Source organism: Streptococcus sinensis (genome assembly GCF_000767835.1).
Lineage (GTDB): Bacteria > Bacillota > Bacilli > Lactobacillales > Streptococcaceae > Streptococcus > Streptococcus sinensis.
The window spans coordinates 1-824 of record NZ_JPEN01000076.1 but is presented as its reverse complement, the minus strand read 5'-3'; the positions used below and the strand labels follow the sequence as shown (position 1 = coordinate 824).

The following is an 824-nucleotide window of genomic DNA, read 5'->3' as shown; positions in this document are numbered from 1 at the left end:
TTCCGCAATCCTGACAGCGGAAGCGCCGTTTCCTTAGACGAATCAATGTCTTGTATCCAGCACCTTGAATATACAATATAAGTGCACAATAAAAACTCATAAGATTTTCTAGTAAAATAGAATTGGACGAACTAGTTACGAAAGGAAATCTTATGAGCTATCCACCATTTTACCATAGATGAGCGGGAAAGTATTCTGATTTACCGTACAAAAGGACTAAACTTTTCTCAAATTGGAAAATTTCTATTTCTCATACCATTCATGAAAGACCCGAAGAAGCAAACAAGCGAGCTAGGATTGGTGATTGGGAAGCAGACACGGTTGCAGGGAAAACTGGGAAAGCTTGTCTAGTTACTCTAACGGATCGCCATTCTCGCTTTCTTAAAATCAAGAAGGTAGCGGTCAAGAAAAGCAAACTGGTCATAGAGGCTATGGTACAAATGTTGGAGCCCTTGCCGAAAGAAACCGTCACTCCAGATAGAGGAAAAGAATTCACGAATCATCAAGACTTGACGGACAAATTAAAGGTAGAGGTCTATTTCCCAGACCCTCATGCGCCTTGGCAACGAGGAACAAATGAGAATACCAATGGATTACTACGAGAATATTTTCCAAAAGGGAGCGACTTAACATTCATTGATGAGCACACCATTCAGCTGTGGGAGGATAAACTAAATAATAGACCACGAAAGTGTCTCAACTGGAAAACTCCTTATGAAGTATTTTATGGAAAAAATGTGCACTTAATTTGACAATTCAAGTGAAATTAAGTTATGAAGACAAAGTCAAAATCTATGAGTTACGGCAAAATGGTGAAAGTATTA

The 824-nt window shown here is 38.8% G+C and carries 1 pseudogene; it reads left to right on the top strand.

Going from position 1 to position 824, the window contains the following annotated elements:
• Positions 1–236 precede the first annotated feature (236 nt).
• Positions 237–752, top strand: a pseudogene (locus tag SSIN_RS10310) (IS30 family transposase); the annotation flags it as partial.
• Positions 753–824: the final 72 nt, after the last annotated feature.